We start from the raw sequence: 14,361 nt of genomic DNA, 5'->3' as shown, positions 1-14,361 counted from the left end.
CCGTGACCGCTGACCTCGACATCACCGTGGATGGTCATTCGGCCCACCTCGAAGGGCACGGGCAGCACCTGGTGCTGCGCAGCGACGTCCCTCATCTGATGTGGTCAAGCCTGACCCAGGCATCTCTGCCCGACGAGGTCGGCAACCTCAGCGGGCTACGTTCGGTGGGCAGAGCAGCGCAGACCATGTCCGACATGGGGGTTCATCTCGCTATCGAGGGTCCACGAGGGACCGTCATCAGCCTCGGGCACGGTGAGCATTCCGTGATCGGGCGCCTCGTCACCGGTAACAGCGCGGTCCGCCCTGGATCAGTGCGGACCCTGGTCCCGTTCGTCGAGGTCGTGGCAAAGAAAGTCTTTCGACGTCGATAACCACTCGCCGAGTGGCATAAGACAATTTCGAGCGGCGCACTCATGAGTGCGCCGCTCGAAACATATGCCTGCCACTCGGCTTGGCTTGGCTTCAGGTGAGGGTCAGCGCGGACTCACCGTCGGGTTTGTCGACGTGCACTGTCTGCCCGTCGAGCACAGCGCCGGAGAGAAGGGCCCGCGCCAAGCGGTCCCCGATCTCCTTCTGGACCAGACGACGCAGCGGGCGGGCGCCGTAGGCCGGGTCGTACCCCTCGTCGGCCAACCACTCGCGTGCGGCCGGGCTGACCTTCAGCTCGATCCGACGGTCGGTCAACCGTCGACCCATTGCCGCGACCTGAAGGTCGACGATCCTGGCGAGCTCGGGCTTGCTCAGCGGATCAAAGATGACCACCTCGTCGAGCCGGTTGAGGAATTCCGGCTTGAACGACGTGCGCACCGCCGTCATGACCGACTCGTGTTTCGCCTGCGCGGACAGCGTCGGGTCGATCAGGAACTGCGACCCCAGATTGCTGGTCATGATCAGGATGACGTTACGGAAGTCGACGGTGCGGCCCTGCCCGTCGGTCAGCCGTCCGTCGTCCAGCACCTGCAGCAGGATGTCGAAGGTCTGCGGGTGCGCCTTCTCGACCTCATCCAGCAACACGACGCAGTACGGGCGACGCCGCACCGCTTCGGTGAGCTGGCCGCCCTCCTCGTAACCGACGTAGCCGGGTGGGGAGCCGATCAACCGAGCGACGGCGTGCCGCTCGGAGTACTCCGACATGTCGATGCGCACCATCGCGCGCTCGTCATCGAAGAGGAAGTCCGCAAGTGACTTCGCCAGCTCCGTCTTGCCGACACCGGTCGGTCCGAGGAAAAGGAAGGACCCGGTCGGGCGGTCCGGATCGGACACGCCCGCGCGCGAACGTCGCACTGCGTCCGACACGGACCCGACGGCGGCGGCTTGCCCGATGAGGCGTTCACCGAGGAACTGCTCCATCCGCAGCAGCTTGTCGGTCTCGCCCTCCAGCAGCCGCCCGGCGGGGATACCTGTCCATGCCGAGATGACCTCGGCGATGTCGTCGGCGCCCACTTCGTCCTTCACCATCAGACCTTCGCCGGCCGCGCCAGCAGTCGAAGATGTCGCCTCGGCTGCCTGGGCTTGCGCCAGTTGCAACTCCATTGCGGGCAGGTCGCCGAAGCGAATCTTGGAGGCGTGGCCCAGATCGCCCTCGCGCTCCAACCGGTCTGCCTGGGTGCGTAGTTCGTCGATCTGCGCCTTGAGGTCGCCAACCTTGTTCAGGCCCGCCTTTTCGGCCTCCCACCGCGCGTTCAGCGCTGCGAGCTGCTCCTGCCGGTCGGCCAGATCGGCTCGCAGCCGTTCCAACCGGTCCATGGACGCGGCATCGGTCTCGTTCTCCAGGTGCAGCTGCTCCATCTTCAAGCGATCCACCGAGCGGCGTAGCTCATCGATCTCGACGGGTGAGGAGTCGATCTCCATCCGCAACCGCGAGGCGGCCTCGTCGATCAGGTCGATCGCCTTGTCGGGCAGCTGACGGGCGGTGATGTAGCGATCGGACAACGACGCCGCCGCGACCAGCGCCGCGTCAGCGATGGCGACGCGGTGATGACTCTCGTAGCGTTCTTTGAGGCCACGCAGGATTGCAATCGTGTCCGGAACGCTCGGCTCACCGACGTACACCTGTTGGAAACGTCGCTCCAGTGCGGGGTCCTTCTCGATGCGCTCGCGGAACTCGTCCAGCGTTGTCGCGCCGACCAGCCGCAACTCACCGCGCGCCAGCATCGGCTTGAGCATGTTGCTGGCGTCCATGGCGCCCTCGCCGGTCGCGCCGGCGCCCACGACGGTGTGCAGTTCGTCGATGAACGTGACGACCTGGCCACCGGAGTTCTTGATCTCCTCCAGCACCGCCTTCAGCCGCTCCTCGAATTCACCGCGGAACTTCGCGCCCGCGATCATCGCGCCGAGGTCGAGACTGATGAGGCGCTTGTCCCGCAACGACTCCGGCACGTCACCGGCGACGATTCGCTGAGCGAGTCCTTCGACGACGGCGGTCTTGCCCACCCCGGGCTCACCGATCAGCACCGGGTTGTTCTTGGTACGCCGAGACAGCACCTGCACAACCCGGCGGATCTCCGAATCACGCCCGATGACCGGGTCCAGCTTGCCTTCGCGCGCGACGGCTGTCAGGTCGGTGCCGTACTTCTCCAGCGCCTCGAACGTGCCCTCGGGCTGGGCAGACGTCACCTTGGCCCCACCTCGCGTGGTCGGTATGGCGGCCCCGATGGCTTCCGCATCCAGACCGAAATCACCCGTTCGGGCGAGCGCGAGCAGCAGGTGGTCGGTGGAGGTGAAGGTGTCGCCCATCGCCGTCATTGCTGCGCGGCCCTGCTCCAGCACGTTGACGAAGGCACGAGACATCGACGGCTGGGCTACCGACCGACCCTGCGCTGCGGGCAGCGACGCGATGAGTTTGCGCGCGGCGGCACCGGCAGCCGCCGCCGTCGCACCGACCGCTTCCAGCAAGGGCGCGGTGGTGGTCTCGGTCTGCTCAGTCAGCGCGAGCAGTAGGTGAGCAGGCTCTACCTGCGGATTGCCGGCGGTCGTGGCGTTCTGGACTGCGGCTGAAACCGCCTCCTGCGCCTTGGTCGTGAGTTGCAGGTCCACGTCATCTCCCTGGTCGCGTGTCTGGCGGAAGGCGTCGTCCACAAGGGATGGTCCGAGCGCCGTCGTTCGTCTGGCTAGTGCAACGCCTCAGACGTTGAGTGCATTCCGCTCAACTTTGAGGGTCGCCGCGCCAGGATCGGCCGTGCCTGAAAGTGAGGCGGAGACTCAGTCCGACGTAGTAGGCGATGTAGATCAAGGACAGCACCAACGCCCACCAGCTGACATGGGGGTACTGGACGAGCAGTACCGCGTAAAGCCCCAACCAGACAACCGTCAGCGCCATCGTCAGCTGCCAGGCGGTCTCGGTGCGGGAAGGGTAGACATAGCTGATGGGCACGAAGACCATGACCGACAGCAGGATCAGCAGGACCGAGGTGACCAGCACATTGGCGCCCAGCACGATCAGATAGAACGCGGCGATGTTCCAGTAGCTGGGGAAGCCGAGGAAGAGATGGTCGGCGGTCTTCGCATCCGTGCGGCAGAACTGATAGCAGGACGCAAGTAGCGGCACCGAGGCCACTGCCCCACCGCCCCATCCATGCGGCAGGTAACCGGCACTCCAGAGCAGCACCATCGGAGCAAATGCGTAGGTGATGTAGTCGACGATGTTGTCCAGCAGCGCCCCGTCAAAGCCGGGCATCACCTCCTTGACCCGGAAGTGCCTGGCCAGGAAACCATCTGTGCCGTCAACGGCCATTGCAGCGAGGAAGAGCCACAGCACCCACCTGACCTCGCCCGCGTACGCCAGATGCACCATGAGCAGAGCAAGCACCACCCCGATAGAGGTGTAAAGGTGCACGCCGGCAGCGGCCACTCGATCGAGGGGTCGCACCGCTGGCTCGCTCATATGGGACCACAATAGTCGGGCGCCCCTGGCAGGCCGTTATATGAAGCTTCCGCCGACGGGCCGCCTCCATCGAGGTGACAAATTGCGCCGAGGCGCTTACGAAAAGATCGCCTCATGCTGTCGAGCGGCTGATAACCGATATTTCCGGTCGCGCGTTGATCCCTAGAGCTGATACCTCAGGTTTTGGCTCCAACCGCACGTGACCGCGTCATTGCGAAATCCGCGGTATTACCAGCGCTGGATCACTCATCGGCACCTCCTTGCGGCCTCCTGGAGTCAACTTGGTACTTTCCTTTCGAAATAATCGCAGCAGTGTCATGCTGTGATGCAGCACACTCATTGGCGTTACAAGGAGTCCCCGTGACCGACACCAACCTGCCCACCGACCACCCGCTGGATTCGCTCTCGAGCGACGAATTCCGTGCGGTGACCGCGATCCTGCGGCGAGACAAGAGCGTCGGGCCGGGTTGGCGTGTCGCCTCAATCGAACTGCGTGAGCCCGACAAAGCGCTCGTCCGTGACTTCACCCCCGGCGACGCCATCGCGCGCGACGCACGCGTTGTCGTGTGGAACCGCGAGGACAACATCGCCTATCAGGGGATCGTGTCGATCACCGATGACGCTGTGAGCTCCTGGGACGCGATTCCGGGCCACCAGCCCAACGCGACCAACGACGAGTTCCACGACTGCGACGCCGCACTGCGGGAGAACCCCGACGTGATAGCTGCTCTGGCGGGTCGCGGCCTGCACGACCTGTCGCTGGTCCTGATGGACCTCTGGACCTACGGCGATTTCCTGATCCCGGACAAGTACCGCGGCAGACGCCTGGGCTGGTGCGACGTGTGGGTCCGCAAGGCAGAGACGTCCAACCCGTACGCCAACATGGTCAGCGGCCTGAAGTTCATCGTCGACATGAACTCGATGGAGCTGCTGGAGATCGAGGACCACGGCGCGCCGGACCTGCCGGGTGGCTTCGCCCCGGTGGACGGCGAATACGTCCCAGAGCACATCGAGGGCTACCAGGTCCGCACCGATCGCAAACCGCTGGAGATCACCCAACCCGAGGGTGTCAGTTTCGAGTTGATCGGTAACGAACTGCGCTGGCAGCGTTGGCGGATGCGGCTCGGCTTCAACTACCGCGAGGGTCCGGTCATCCACCGCGTGGGTTACGAGGACGGGGTGGACGAGAACGGCGAGACCCGCGTCCGCTCGATTGCCGACCGGATGTCGTTCGCCGAGATGGTGGTGCCCTACCGGGATCCCACGCCTGATCACGCCCGGCGCACGGCATACGACATCGGCGAGTGGGGCATCGGCTTCATGACGCAGTCCCTGCAGCTGGGGTGCGACTGCCTCGGCGAAATCGTCTACCTGGACGCGACGCTGCACGACACGGCGGGCGAGCCCTACGACATCCCCAAGGCGATCTGCCTGCACGAAGAAGATGCGGCTGTGCTCTGGAAGCACGTCGACGAACGCGCCGGCGCCGAAGTACGCCGAATGCGCCGAATGGTTGTGTCCTGCCATTTCACCGTAGCCAACTACGAGTACCTCACCTACTGGCGTTTCTACGAGGACGGCAACATCGAGTGCGAGGTGCGCGCCACCGGCATCATGGTCACCACGCCCTTCGCCGGCGACACTCCCCCGCCGTACGGCACGGTCGTGGATCACCAGACCTATGCGCCGATCCACCAGCACTTCATCACTGCGCGGCTGGATATGTCGGTGGACGCCGATGGTGACCGCGCAACCGCCGGAAACACTGTCGTGATGTCGGAGACATACCAGGTGCCGATCGGCCCGGACAACCCGCATGGCCTCGCGCTCACCCAGCGCAATGTGCCGCTGAAGACCGAGTCCGAAGGCATCCAGGACTACGAGTGGTCCACGCAACGCGCCTGGAAGGTCACCAACCCCAACCGGTTCAACAAGATGGGCACCCCGGTGGCGTACAAGCTCGCGCCCGGGGCGACCGTTCCGGCCATGATGGACTCCAGCTCGCCGATCATCGCGCGCGCCGGGGTCATCGAGCACTCCCTGTGGGTGACGCCGTACGACTCCGAACAACGTTGGCCCTGCGGCGAATTCGTCAACCAGAGCAAAATTGATGAAGGCCTGCCGATGTGGACCAAGGCGGACCGCAACATAGCCGACACCGACGTGGTGCTCTGGTACACCTTCGGCATCCACCACGTGCCGCGCCCGGAGGAGTGGCCGGTCATGGCCTCCGACATCGTGTCCTTCTGGTTGAAGCCGAGTGGCTTCTTCAACCAGAACCCCGGTATCGACGTCGCGCCGGCGCCGGGCGGATGCCACTGACGGATCGGCCAGCTGCCTGAGGCACGATGACGCAGTGATCACGGCGCCGAAGCGAAACCCCCACCGGTTGCGCTTCGGCGCCGTCGTCGTGCTTGGCGCCTCTGTCGTCGTAGCCGGGTGCTCGGGCGGTTCGCCCACGCCCTCGTCGAGCTCTTCGACGGGTACGACCAGCGCGCCATCATCGGTCAGCGCCACGGTGATACCTCCCGGGACGGGAACAGCCACCGGCACATCGTCGTACGTCGTGCTGGGCGACTCCTACTCCGCGGGGGTCGGGGCGGGCGGTTCCACCGACTCCTGCTACCGGTCCCAGCGCGGCTACGCACCGCTCGTCGCAGCACACTACGGCCTGCAACTGAGCTACCAAGCGTGTAGCGGCGCCATGACCCAGGACGTGCTGACCAATCAGCTGGGAACTCTCGGCGCGGGCACCTCGCGGGTCTCGATGACCATCGGCGGCAACGATGTCGGCTTCGCCTTCGTGCTCTTCACCTGCGGAGCACCGTCCTGGCTGAGTGACTGCACCGGTGCCATCGCGCGCGGCCGCACTACCTTGCAAACCAAGCTTCCGGGCCGTCTGAAATCACTCTTCGCCCAGATCCGGGGTCGGGCACCACGAGCAAAAGTGACGATCGTGGGCTATCCGCATCTTTTCGGCACCCGCGACTGTGACGCGCTCACCTTCTTCAGCGGCCCGGACCGCACCGACCTGAACAAGGCCGTCGACCAGCTCGACGCGCTCCTGACGACCACGGCCACGTCGTACGGTTTCGACTTCGTGGACCCACGGTCGCAGTTCACCGGGCATACACCGTGCGCTGCGGCTCCCTGGATCAATGGCCTCAGCTTCCCCGTCGGCGACTCCTACCACCCGAACTTCCCCGGCCAGCAGGCGTACGCCAGCCTGGTCGGCCCCGCGCTCAACGCCACCTCGAGCGCCCGCGCACCGCAGGTGACCGCAACCGCCACTCAGCCCTCGGTACAGGCAGTTGCCGGCGCTGTTCTGTCGATGAAGCTGGACCAACCCGCCCAACTCAAAGCAGCGCAGCAGGCGGGCGTGCCGACCGCCGATCTGAAGAGATATCTGCAACAACTTCGCTCTGAGGACACCGCGCAGCAGGCCGCCGGCCTGGCCGGTCTACGCGCGTTGGACCGAGCGGCCGCTGCACGCATCCGCTGAGCCAACAGTGACTCTGGCGCAAGGATCGGACGTCGGAAAGGAACCGATACGCGGCCTGCGCAATGCTCGCTCCTTCAGGCAGTGCCAGCAGCGGCGTTGGTTAGCGTGGAAGGATGAATCCTTTCCAGCATTCTGAGTCAATCGTCGTCGACGCACCCCCCGAGGCGGTCTACGAACTGATCACCGATATCGGCCGTACCGGTGAATGGAGCCCGATCTGCCAGGAGTGCTGGTGGCAGGATGGCCAGGCACTGCGAGTCGGCGGGTCGTTCGCCGGACGCAACGAAGCAGACGGGCGCGTCTGGGAGACCACATCCCGCGTTGCCGTGGCCGACCCCAACCGGGAGTTCGCCTGGCTGGTCGGCGACAGCGCCGTTCGGTGGGGCTATCTGTTGGAACCGGTGGACAGCGCCAGCACGAAAATCACCGAGAGCTGGGAATTCCTGCCGGCCGGTCTGGAGATGTTTGCAGAGACCCGCGGCTCCGATGCCGACCACCAGATCGAGGTACGACGACAGTGGGCCGTGGCGGGTATACCGGTGACGTTGGCAGCCATCAAGGCAATTGCCGAGGCCGAGAGATCCCACTGACGTCTGTCGAACGTCCGGACGCACGCGTCTTATGTCGACATGCCGGTCCAGAGTCGGGTTCCCGGGCGAAATGGGGGCTTCTGATGACGACTCGCCCGTCGAGTGCCGGGTTGCTGGCGGACCCCACGTTGCGCCGACCACCCCCGGCAGTTCATGGTGGAGGTATGACTGATGACAAGAAGATCGTGGTCCAACGACAGATTGATGAGCCTGCCCAGGTCATCTTCAACGTGCTGACCGACCCGAGCCGACACAAGGAACTGGATGGTTCCGGCTTCGTGCGCGGGGCAGACAATCCGCAGCGCATCACCAAGGTCGGCGACGTGTTCACCATGGACATGGAGGGTGACCACATGGGTGGTGAGTACCAGGTCGACAACCACGTCACCGGTTTCGCCGATGACAAGCTGATCGCCTGGAAGACCGCTCCCGCCGGCACCGAGCCTCCCGGATGGGAGTGGGTCTATGACCTGCAGCAGCAGGGCCCGGACTCGACCGAGGTGACCCTGACCTACGACTGGAGCAAGGTGACTGACAAGGATCTGCTTTCCAAGATCACCTTCCCGCTGATCCCGCAGAAGGACCTGGAGAATTCGCTCGCGAACCTCGCCTCAGCAGTGTCGGACGTCAAGCACCACTGATATTCGAAACTGATTCGGCTGAGCAGCTGAATCATCAACTACCGCCTGCGCTCTCCCAGGGTCAGGCGGTAGTTTGGCAGTGTGGTGCCAAAGAGACCAGCCGTCATAGCAGCTGCCGTCACAGTCGTGTCGGTGCTGACAGGCGCTGGTGTCTGGGAGGCCTCCACCGGCGCGCCGTCCGCCACAGCAGCCAACTCCAAGGCTTCGGTCTCCGCCACGGGATCGGTAGCGAACGCGCATAGGGCGAGCGCGTCAGGTCCGCCGGCCGAGGCTCACCCTGCCACCGCACCATCGACCGTCGCCGCAGTCTTCTACCCCAACGCGACAGACCACTCGTGCAGCGCAGGCGTGATCGCCAGTTCTACCCACGATCTGCTCATCACGGCGGCGCACTGCCTCAACGGCGATGGAACGGGTATGACCGTCGTTCCCGGATACGACTCGGGGAAAAGGCCTTACGGCACCTGGTCTGTGGTCGCGGTGTTCGTGGACCGGGCGTGGTCCTCGACCCAGTCCGAAGCTGACGACTTCGCGATCATGCGGGTCGCTCCGCAGATCGTGGGCGGGCAGATGCAGAAGTTGCAGAACGTGACAGGCGCCGTTTCTCTCGGAACGACCCCCACTCAACCCACGGCGATGACTGTCCAAGGCTTCAACAGCGGCCACAATGACCGATCGCTGGCCTGCACGACGCTCATCACCACCAACAATCGAGGCAACCCCACGTTCCGATGCGACGGGTATGTCGACGGGTCCAGCGGCAGCCCTTGGACGGTGTACGGCACCAATGACGTGGAACGGGTCATCGGTGTCATCGGGGGCCGCGATCAAGGTGGCTGCAAGGCACAACGATCGTTCAGTTCGCCGTTCGGAGAAGGCGTCATGAACTTGCTGACGCGCGCCGAAGGTGCAGGGTTGGACGGGGATGTCGCGCCGGCCACACCGCCATCGCCCGCCTGCCCTCAGGTGACCCCCCCGTCACCGTCGACCAGCAGTTAGAGCAGCAAGCTTCAGACGCGCTCGTCGAGCCACCCTTCGTGGTCCTGCGCCAGCCCGGTGAAGCGCTCCAGCAATGCCTGCGCGGGGGCGCTCGTGATGTCATCGATGGTGTCCAGGCTGACGTACACCGCCCACTCGTGCGATTCCGCATCGTCTTCTCCGGCGAGCGCCTCCTGGACCACCCGCACCGAGGTGAAGGTCTCTTCCTCCCGTAACTCCTCGGCGACGTCCTCCGCGTCCTCACGCTCGGGAAAGATCAGCAGGTATTCCAGCACGGTGACATCCTGTCAAACGCGTAGTCCACTGATTCCGGCAACACGCGGTGAGCGCCCATCCAGGGCTCGGGCGGTGAGGGTCGCCAACATCACGCAGATGAGCAGGGCGGGCAGCAAAGTGAGGCCCCCGCCGATGAATTCCAGGGTCAGTACGGTACCGAGTACCGGCGCTCGCTGGGTGACAGCGAGCATGGACGCAGCGCCGATGACCGCGAAATCCACTACTGGAGCACCCGGCCAAAGGTGCTGCCAGATCACCCCGGTCGCCACCCCGAGCAGCGCACCGGTGGACAGCGAGGGAGTCAGCAATCCACCGCGCGCTCCCCCCGCCAGGCAGAGCGCGGTCGCGACGGGTTTGAGCACGACCAGGACAATGGCGAGCATCAACGAAACGCTGCCGGTGAAGGCGACCTGGGTGGGGCCCTTGCCATTGCCCAGAACTTGCGGATAGAACGCAGCGAGCCCACCCAGCAGAAGGAACGCGCCCACCGTGGTCACCACCCTGGCGCGGCCACTTGGAATCCGGCCGCGGGCGACTCGCATCAATGCGGTGAAGACGACTCCACCAGCACCCAGCACCGGCCCGGCGAGCAGCACCCAGACGAGCACCGAGAGATCCAGGTGAAGGCCCTGCACGTCGTACGCCGAATGAGTGCCCAGAATCGGCCACGTGATGACTGTGGCGATCAGCGACGTAGCAGCGGCAAGCAGGACGTTTCGCCAGGCCCACGATGCGAGGAGCACCTCCAGAGTGAAGATCACCCCGCTGATGGGCACGTTGTAGACCGCTGCCAGTCCTGCCCCCGCGCCCGCAGCCATCAACGTACGACGGGTTCCCTCATCCAGATCCAGGCGCTCACCGAGCCAGCCGGCCAGCGCCGCGCCTACCTGCCGGGGGGCACCTTCGCGGCCCAGCGATGCTCCCGCGCCGACTCCCACCACCTGCAGGACGGCGTCGAACACCGATGCCCGCACGCGGAGCCTCGGCGTATCGCCCGCGAGTGCGGCCTTGACCGACACGTCCTCACTACGGGCCCACCGCTCCAGTGCCCACCAGCCGAGGCCGACCAGGAGCCCACCGACCACCAACGCGGCGATCCGATGCGCCGGGGACGCCTGCTCCACCCCGGGCAGGAAGCTTTCCTCGACATACCCGAAGGCCAGGTGCTGAGTCAGGTGCAGGACCCAGGTCAGTGCAATACCGCCGAGACCGGCGGACAACCCGGTCAGCACCACCGCGATGACGACCTTGCGCCGAGCGGCCAGCCAGGAGATCAGAAAGACCACGGCTGCGCACCTTCGTGCATGACCGCCCTCCCGCCTGCTGCGACGCCAGCGTGCAGCGCCGCGTCCCGGTCCCTACCCTGGGCCAGCGCTGCGGCCAGCGTGCCCGCGAAGGCATCGCCGGCACCGGTGGTGTCGAGAACCGCAACATGTGCCGCGTCGACGTGCAGGTCGCCCCAGCTGGCCCCCTCGCCCCCCGCGGTGATGATGGCGCGCGACGTGTCGTATCCCTCGTCGCGCAATCTCTCGGCCTCGCCGACACTGACGATCAACGCATCGCAGTCATCGAACAAAACGCGATCAAGGCCTCGCCAGGGGGAAGGATTCAGAAGCACCGTGCAGCCGGCTTCGCGAGCAGCCCGCGCGGCCGCCCGTACGGTCGGCGCAGGCACCTCGTGTTGCAGCAACAGCACGTCGTCGGGCCTGAGGTGGAGTGCTCTGACCTCCGGCTCACCTGTGAAACCATTCGCGCCGGGGACCACGACGATGTGGTTCTCCCCGGCGCAGTCAACGACGATCAACGCACGTCCGGTGACCTCGCCAGACACCGCCCGCACACCGCAGACGTCGACGGAGTGTGTTTTCAACGCGTTCCGGTACATGGTGCCCTCGTCGTCGGCGCCCACACACCCGATCAGCCGGGTGCTCGCGCCGGCGCGTGCTGCCGCAGCTGCCTGGTTGGCGCCCTTGCCGCCGGGACGTTGCAGGAAATCAACCGCTGTCACCGACTCGCCGGGGCTCGGCAAATGGCCGACCCGAGCCACGAGATCAATGTTCAGCGAACCGAGCACAATCACATCTGCCACCGTTGGATCCCATCACAGAATCTTGAGACCGGTACGCAGGCGATGACCGCCGGCAGATCTAGATGCGTTGACCCCAGAGCACCAGTGAGGTGCCTGACCGAGGTCGATCAGCGCGTTGCCCGGGGCGCAGCGCGACGATCTGACCGTCCGAACCGGCCGCGAACACCCGCGCCTGTGCCACGAGGCGGGCCTGTTCGAGCCCCTGTTGCAACTGCCGCACCTGCGACTGCAGCGTCTCCACCTCGTCCTGCAACGACAGGATGCGAGCGATACCCGCGAGGCTGACGCCCTCTTCCTGGGACAGCCGCTGCACCTCCCGCAGCAACTGCACGTCACGCCCGGAATAGCGCCGGCCACCACCTCCGGTGCGGGATGGGGTGACGAGCCCGAGCCGGTCGTACTGGCGCAGCGTCTGCGCGTGCATCCCGGCCAGCTCGGCCGCGACCGAGATGACGTAGACCGGGTCGTCGTCACCCGGACGGATGGATGCCACGGCTACTACCCGCGGGCTTTCGCGAACAACTCCGCGCGGGGGTCGGCCTCGGTGTGCTGAGCGAGTGTCTCGACAGCAGCGCGAATCTCATCGGTGAGCTCGGTCGGCACGATGACCTCGATCGTCGCGATCAGATCGCCGGTGCTCGAGGACGTCTTCACCCCGCGTCCTTTCAGGCGCAGTTTGCGACCCGACGGCGTGCCGGGTGCGACCTTCACCTTGACCTGCGAACCGTCCATGGTGGGCACCGAAACCGTCGCACCGAGTGCCGCTTCGGCGAAAGTGACGGGCAGGTCGACCGTGAGGTTGTTGGCGTCCCTGCCGAAGACCTCGTGCGGTTGGACGGTGACACGCAGGAGCAGATCGCCGGGTCCGGCCTCGCCACGCTGGCCTTTGCCCCTTACCCGGATCGTCTGTCCGTCTTTGACGCCTGCCGGGATCTTGACCTTGACGCTGGCGCCGTCGGCGGCCCGTAACGTCATCGTCTGACCCTCGAACGCGGCACGGAAGGCCAGGGTCGTGCGAGCTTCCAGGTCGGCGCCCTTGCTGGGTGCGCCGAAACCGCCACCTGAGTAGCCGCCGGCCCCGCCCGCACCGCCGAACGGGGAACCGCCGCCGCCGCCGAACCGGCCCAGGATGTCATCGAGGTTGAACTGCTGCCCACCGCCGCCGGACGCGGTTCGCGCTCCCCCGAACTGGGAGAAGAGATCTTCGAAACCGCCCGCGCCGCCGCCCGCTCCACTTCCGGGCATACCGCCCGGGCCACCGGCCTGGAAACGTGCGCCGCCGCCGACCATCTGACGCAGCTGGTCGTACTCTTTGCGGCGTTCGGTGTCGGACAGGACCGAATTCGCTTCGCCGATGTCCTTGAACTTCTGCTCGGCTGCGACATCCCCGGAGTTCTGATCCGGGTGCCACTTGCGAGCGAGCTTGCGGTATGCCTTCTTGATCTCCGCGTTCGATGCGTCTTTGGAGACGCCGAGAATCGCGTAGAAATCCTTGTCCAGCCAGTCCTGACTTGCCATCCTCAGCGCGCTCCTTTCGTAGTGACTCCACCGAGCGGCGGAGTCCCGCATCCGGTGGCGGCGTTATATGCACGCCACCCGACGGTGGACCCCGCCGCTCGACGAGGGGGGTGTGGCTTGTTACGTGGGGTCGGCAACTGCGACCCTGGCCGGCCGGACGATGCGCTCGCCGATTCGGTAGCCGGGCTGCATCACCTGGACGACCGTCGTGACAGTAGTGCCCGATGGCAGTTCCGCCTCCACGTTCATCAATGCTTCGTGCTGAGCGGGATCGAACGCGTCGCCTACCGCGCCGAAGCGCTCGACACCGTATTTGCCGAGTGTCGACTCCAACTTGTCGGCGATCTTCTCGAACGGGGTGCCTTCGAGATCTCCGTGCTCCCGGGTGAGGTGGAAATCGTCCAACACCGGTAGGAGCGACTCGACCATCGAACTGGTGGTCAGATCGCGCTGCACCTCTCGGTCGCGGTCGACACGACGCTTGTAGTTGACGTATTCCGCCTGTACGCGACGAACGTCTTCCAGGCGCTCGCGAGCAAGGACCGTGTCGGGGTGCTCGTTGCCGGCCTGTGCGGCGGTGTCGAACTGCGCTTCGAACCGTTCGGCATCGAAACCGTCCGGCGGTACGTCGGCGCGGGTCGACGACGAGGGCTGCTCGCCACCGGGCAAGTCATCGCCTACGGCGCCGCCGAAGGCGCTGTCGCTCCCGGCAGACTCCTGCGAGTCGTTCGTGGCGGGCTTCTCGGGATTGTTTTCAGCGTTCACTGGAGCTCCTCGCTTGTTGCGCACCTCCCCGGTCACCGGGTCGAAGCGGCGCTTGTCACGTATGACTACCGGCTCCGCCGGAGCGCCTTCCTGATCGG

At 65.6% G+C, this 14,361-nt stretch carries 14 protein-coding genes; 6 read left to right on the top strand and 8 right to left on the bottom strand.

Features of this window, described 5'->3' with window-relative positions; genetic code table 11:
* The first annotated feature begins 2 nt into the window (after window positions 1–2).
* A complete protein-coding gene (locus V3G39_04245) occupies window positions 3–371 on the top strand; it encodes a hypothetical protein (GenBank protein XAS77266.1) in 369 nt (122 codons plus the stop codon).
* Window positions 372–462: 91 nt separating this feature from the next.
* Here V3G39_04245 and clpB read toward each other — a convergent pair whose 3' ends face one another.
* On the bottom strand, window positions 463–3,036 hold the full coding sequence (clpB, locus tag V3G39_04240) for an ATP-dependent chaperone ClpB (GenBank protein XAS77265.1): 2,574 nt from the start codon (window positions 3,034–3,036) through the stop codon (window positions 463–465).
* A gap of 109 nt (window positions 3,037–3,145) precedes the next feature.
* Window positions 3,146–3,883: a CDP-diacylglycerol O-phosphatidyltransferase gene (locus V3G39_04235; protein XAS77264.1), complete on the bottom strand. Its 738-nt coding sequence runs from the start codon at window positions 3,881–3,883 to the stop codon at window positions 3,146–3,148.
* A 360-nt stretch (window positions 3,884–4,243) separates the two neighbouring features.
* Here V3G39_04235 and V3G39_04230 point away from each other — a divergent pair, with 360 nt between their 5' ends.
* The 5 genes from V3G39_04230 to V3G39_04210 all read left to right on the top strand — a co-directional run bounded on the left by V3G39_04230 (window position 4,244) and on the right by V3G39_04210 (window position 9,615).
* Window positions 4,244–6,205 carry a primary-amine oxidase gene (locus tag V3G39_04230; GenBank protein ID XAS77263.1) on the top strand — a complete coding sequence of 654 codons (1,962 nt, stop codon included), beginning with the start codon at window positions 4,244–4,246 and terminating at the stop codon, window positions 6,203–6,205.
* A 34-nt stretch (window positions 6,206–6,239) separates the two neighbouring features.
* Window positions 6,240–7,385, top strand: a complete 1,146-nt coding sequence (locus tag V3G39_04225) for an SGNH/GDSL hydrolase family protein (GenBank protein ID XAS77262.1) — start codon at window positions 6,240–6,242, stop codon at window positions 7,383–7,385.
* 113 nt (window positions 7,386–7,498) lie between these two features.
* Entirely contained in the window at window positions 7,499–7,975 is a 477-nt protein-coding gene (locus V3G39_04220; GenBank protein XAS77261.1) for an SRPBCC family protein, read from the top strand.
* A gap of 164 nt (window positions 7,976–8,139) precedes the next feature.
* Window positions 8,140–8,616 (top strand): SRPBCC family protein, encoded by a 477-nt coding sequence (locus V3G39_04215; protein XAS77260.1) that lies wholly within the window; start codon window positions 8,140–8,142, stop codon window positions 8,614–8,616.
* A 132-nt stretch (window positions 8,617–8,748) separates the two neighbouring features.
* Entirely contained in the window at window positions 8,749–9,615 is an 867-nt protein-coding gene (locus V3G39_04210; GenBank protein ID XAS77259.1) for a hypothetical protein, read from the top strand.
* Window positions 9,616–9,626: 11 nt separating this feature from the next.
* Here V3G39_04210 and V3G39_04205 read toward each other — a convergent pair whose 3' ends face one another.
* The 6 genes from V3G39_04205 to grpE all read right to left on the bottom strand — a co-directional run bounded on the left by V3G39_04205 (window position 9,627) and on the right by grpE (window position 14,263).
* The gene (locus V3G39_04205; GenBank protein XAS77258.1) at window positions 9,627–9,890 is read right to left on the bottom strand and encodes a hypothetical protein; all 264 of its coding nucleotides are present in this window, start codon (window positions 9,888–9,890) and stop codon (window positions 9,627–9,629) included.
* A gap of 12 nt (window positions 9,891–9,902) precedes the next feature.
* Window positions 9,903–11,177, bottom strand: a complete 1,275-nt coding sequence (locus V3G39_04200; GenBank protein XAS77257.1) for a chloride channel protein — start codon at window positions 11,175–11,177, stop codon at window positions 9,903–9,905.
* Entirely contained in the window at window positions 11,165–11,980 is an 816-nt protein-coding gene (locus V3G39_04195; protein XAS77256.1) for a PfkB family carbohydrate kinase, read from the bottom strand. Before V3G39_04195 ends, V3G39_04200 begins: the two co-directional genes overlap by 13 nt.
* Window positions 11,981–12,038: 58 nt before the next feature.
* A complete protein-coding gene (locus tag V3G39_04190; GenBank protein ID XAS77255.1) occupies window positions 12,039–12,473 on the bottom strand; it encodes a MerR family transcriptional regulator in 435 nt (144 codons plus the stop codon).
* A 5-nt stretch (window positions 12,474–12,478) separates the two neighbouring features.
* Window positions 12,479–13,498: a DnaJ C-terminal domain-containing protein gene (locus V3G39_04185; GenBank protein ID XAS77254.1), complete on the bottom strand. Its 1,020-nt coding sequence runs from the start codon at window positions 13,496–13,498 to the stop codon at window positions 12,479–12,481.
* Between the two features lie 120 nt (window positions 13,499–13,618).
* Window positions 13,619–14,263 (bottom strand): nucleotide exchange factor GrpE, encoded by a 645-nt coding sequence (grpE, locus tag V3G39_04180; GenBank protein XAS77253.1) that lies wholly within the window; start codon window positions 14,261–14,263, stop codon window positions 13,619–13,621.
* Window positions 14,264–14,361: the final 98 nt, after the last annotated feature.

It is taken from the genome of Dermatophilaceae bacterium Sec6.4 (genome assembly GCA_039636865.1).
Classification (GTDB): Bacteria; Actinomycetota; Actinomycetes; order Actinomycetales; family Dermatophilaceae; genus Allobranchiibius.
This window is presented reverse-complemented; position numbering and strand designations above follow the sequence as displayed.